Source organism: Sphingorhabdus sp. (assembly GCF_044354325.1).
GTDB lineage: Bacteria > Pseudomonadota > Alphaproteobacteria > Sphingomonadales > Sphingomonadaceae > Sphingorhabdus_B.
On the sequence record NZ_JBILAF010000163.1, the window covers coordinates 1 to 3184 of the forward strand.

The following is a 3184-nucleotide window of genomic DNA, read 5'->3' on the forward strand; positions in this document are numbered from 1 at the left end:
CCACCAGCTGGGGTGTTTCCACGCGGATGATTGGCGGCGTTATCATGACGCATGGCGATGATGATGGCTTGCGCTGTCCACCGCAAATTGCCCCGCACCAGATTGTTATCATACCGATGTTGCGGGACAATGACGAAGACGAGGCCGTGTTGGAATATTGCCGCAGCCTGCGGCTCGAATTGCTCGCGTTAAGTGCGTTCGGCGAACCCTTGCGCGTATTGCTGGATACCAAAGCGGCGAAGGCATCAAACAAGCGTTGGTCTTGGGTCAAGAAGGGTGCGCCAATCATCGTTGAAGTGGGCCCACGCGATGTGGGCGAGGGCAAAGCGGCCGTTTTGCGCCGTGATCGCCTGTACAAGGACGACGGCAAGCTGGCGACTGCATTTACCCCACGTGGTGAATTTGTCGCGGCGGCCGCTGGTTTGCTTGAGGACATTCAGTCTACCCTATACGCAGAAGCGAAAGAACGGCTTGATGCCAACATCAGCCGTGACGTCACCGACCTTGCCGCGCATTTTGCCGGTGACGAGGCGAAGTTTGCTGGCTGGGTAGAGGTTCAGTGGGCGCGCCCAACCGGCGCTGCACTCGATAAAATCGTTGAGCAGTTAAAAGCGCTCAAGCTGACGATGCGCAATAGCCCAATCGATGCGGCTGCGGTCGACGGCGCATGCTTTTTTACCGGCGAACCCGCCGTGGAACGGATCCTTATTGGCCGGACTTATTAGGGAATGACCAAAGGCACCCATTTTGAAGGTCTTCCATCCCGCGAACAAATACTCGCCTTTATTCAATCGTCTAACGACCCTGCGGGAAAGCGAGAGATTGCGCGGGAGTTCGGCTTGCGCGGGCATGAAAAGATCGCGCTGAAGGCGTTGTTGAAAGACATGACCGACGAAGGTCTGATCGACATGGCGCCGGGCCGTGCCTTTCATAAAATGGGTGGCGTGCCAAAAGTCACGGTGCTGAAAATCGTTGCGATTGACGGCAACCAACCTGTGGCCATTCCGGAGCATTGGGAAGCCGAAGGCATTCCCGCGCCTAAAATCCGGGTGATTGAGAGCAAAGGCAAGCGCAACAGTGCGTTGGGCATTGGCGACCGCATTTTGGCGCGCACCGAAGAACGCGGCAATGGCTGGGCTGCACATGTCATGAAGAAACTCGCCAAGGGCAGCGAGCAGAGTTTGGGTGTTGTCGAAGGCGACGAAAATGGCCGATTTTGGCTGAAATCCGTTGACAAGAAATCACGGTTCGACACCCAAATCGGTGATGTTGGCGACGCAAAAGCTGGCGAGCTTGTCCTTGCGGAACTGACCGGAAATGCGCACAAAAAATCTGCGCGGGTAACGCAGGTTCTGGGCGACCCGTTTGCGCCGAAAAGCTTCAGCCTCATTGCCATTCATAAATTTGGCATTCCGTTTGAGATGCCTGAAACCGTGGAGCGCGAGGCGGAGCGTGTACGCGAATTGCCCGTCACCGACGACCACCGCGAAGACCTACGCCACCTGCCTATTATCGCCATTGACCCCCGCGATGCGCGTGATTTCGATGATGCGATTTGGGCGACACCAAATGCGGATACGGGCGGGTTTGATGCCATCGTCGCGATTGCCGACGTCAGCTATTATGTCCGTCCGGGCAGCGCGCTGGACCATGAGGCGTCGAAGCGCGGGAACAGTGTCTATTTCCCCGACTTGGTCGTGCCCATGTTGCCGCACGCATTGTCATCGGACAAATGCTCGTTGCGGGCAGGGGAAGACCGCGCGGTACTCGCCTGCCACCTTGCCATTGGCAAGACGGGCCAAGTGACGTCATGGCGTTTTACGCGCGCTGTGGCACGGATTGCCGCCAATATTCCCTATCCCGACGCGCAAGCCGCGATCGACGGGACTATGGAAAATCCGTTGCTGGAAACCGCGCTAAAGCCATTATGGGCATGTTGGCGTTTGCTGTCGAAGGCGCGTGCAAAGCGGGCGCCATTGGAACTAAACTTGCCTGAAAAGCGTATCACGCTTGATGCGCAGGGCCGTGTGACTGGCGTGGCCGAACGCGAGCAGCTTGAAGCGCATCGTTTGGTCGAAGATTTCATGATCGCGGCCAATGTCGCGGCCGCCAAAGCGTTAGAGGCGAAGAAATCCTCGCTCATTTACCGCGCCCATGAACCGCCAAGCCGCGAAAAGCTGGTCGCGTTGAAGGAATATCTTAAAACCTTCGACATTGATTTTGCGCTGGGGCAGGTGGTTAAGCCGGAGACATTCAACGGGATATTGGCAAAGGTCATCGACGAAGAAATCCGCCCGCAAATTATGGAGGCCGTCCTCCGCAGCCAGACTCAGGCTTATTATGGCCCGACTAATGTCGGACATTTCGGCCTGTCCTTGGGCAGCTACGCGCACTTTACCTCGCCCATTCGCCGTTATGCCGACCTGATCGTGCATCGCGCTTTGGTTAGCGCCTACGGCCTTGAAATGCCCAAGCCGAAGATCAAGGATGTCGAACCAATTACCGGTCTGACTGAGGCCGCCATTGCACGATTACCCGCGACCGCCGAAGCGATAAGCCGCACGGAACGCCGCGCGATGGAAGCAGAGCGCGAGACCACAGATCGCTATATCGCGGCATATCTGTCGGCGCAGGTCGGGCAAGTGGTCCAGGCACGCATTACCGGCGTTCAGAATTTCGGTTTTTTCGCAACAGTTGAGGGTGTTGGCGGCGACGGATTAGTTCCGGTATCAACACTTGGAAAAGATTATTTCCATTATGATGAGGCGAGCCAAGTGCTCATCGGCGAAAAAACGCGGCAGGAATATCGCCCGGGCATGCGACTGGAACTCCGCTTGGCAGAGGCGAACCCTATTTCGGGATCGCTAAGGTTCGAATTACCCGAAGGCGGCAGCTATGCGCCGGACCGGTTCAAGCATAAGGGGAAGCCGAAAGCCGGTAAATATGACGCGGGCAAACGCGGACGTCCCGGCAATATTCGGCATCAGGGCAAGCGGCGCTAGCTCAATTCATCCAGCTGCGCATCGCTCAGCGAGCCGGGGATTACCATAACTGGGCAGGGCAATGTCCCTGCATTAATACCGGTAAAGTGCGCGACAAGCGGTCCAGGCGCGCCCTGGGCTGCGGCACCGAGCACAAGCGCGGCGATACCGGGATGTTCCGCAAGCATGGCCTTGACCACGTC

General features: G+C 57.3%; 2 protein-coding genes and 1 pseudogene. 2 read left to right on the forward strand and 1 reads right to left on the reverse strand.

Annotation, left to right across the window (positions count from 1 at the left end):
• Both ACIQ0G_RS10765 and rnr read left to right on the forward strand, forming a co-directional pair.
• Positions 1–725 (forward strand): His/Gly/Thr/Pro-type tRNA ligase C-terminal domain-containing protein (locus ACIQ0G_RS10765; RefSeq protein ID WP_397577902.1); only part of this gene is annotated, 725 nt, incomplete at its 5' end.
• Positions 726–728: 3 nt separating this feature from the next.
• Entirely contained in the window at positions 729–3002 is a 2274-nt protein-coding gene (gene rnr / locus ACIQ0G_RS10770; protein ID WP_397577903.1) for a ribonuclease R, read from the forward strand.
• On the opposite strand, the pseudogene ACIQ0G_RS10775 reads toward rnr, so the two are convergent.
• Positions 2999–3184 (reverse strand): annotated as a pseudogene (locus ACIQ0G_RS10775) (universal stress protein); the annotation flags it as partial. The gene rnr and the pseudogene ACIQ0G_RS10775 sit on opposite strands and share 4 nt — an antisense overlap.